This is a genomic window from Neisseria sp. HMSC15G01 (genome assembly GCF_001808255.1).
GTDB classification, from domain to species: domain Bacteria; phylum Pseudomonadota; class Gammaproteobacteria; order Burkholderiales; family Neisseriaceae; genus Neisseria; species Neisseria subflava_A.
Genome location: NZ_KV792660.1, coordinates 1 through 530, shown reverse-complemented (window position 1 = coordinate 530; position 530 = coordinate 1). Strand labels below are relative to the sequence as shown.

Annotated in this window: 1 protein-coding gene; it reads right to left on the bottom strand. The window is 45.8% G+C overall.

Annotated elements, in window-relative coordinates; translation table 11 throughout:
• Positions 1 to 9: 9 nt before the first annotated feature.
• Complete coding sequence (locus tag HMPREF3139_RS02355) at positions 10 to 297, bottom strand: ComEA family DNA-binding protein (RefSeq protein ID WP_070460228.1); 288 nt, start codon at positions 295 to 297, stop codon at positions 10 to 12.
• Positions 298 to 530: the final 233 nt, after the last annotated feature.

Genomic DNA, 530 nt, shown 5'->3' with positions numbered 1-530 from the left:
CCGTCAGGCTTATTTTTTCACGGCAGGCTGTGCGGCCTTAGGCGCGGCAGGAGAAACCGTCGCCTCCGCCTTCAATTTGTTCAGTACCGCATCACCGATGCCCTTCACGTTTTTCAGCTCCTCCACCGATTTGAACGCACCGTTCTTCTGACGGTATTCCACAATCGCTTTCGCCTTAGCCGGGCCGATACCCGGCAAGGCCTCCAGTTCGGCAGAAGACGCGGTATTAATGTTCACGGCGGCCAAAGAGAATGCTGCACAGACGGCGGCAAATGCACCAAATAAAAATTTCTTCATCAGATTTTTTCCCATAACATATTTGATTGAATCAGTCAGGAAGCCTACCGAATGGTTTTATTCCACTCTGTAAACACTGTCACATACGCGCAGATAGGGCAACAGCTCATACCCACACAAATGCTTACGACATATTAACGCAAATATCGTTTGATTTCAAATATTCTAAACAGTTAACCATAACTTTCAGTACTTTTGTTCAAGAATAACAACAGAGTTGTCATCCTTTAATT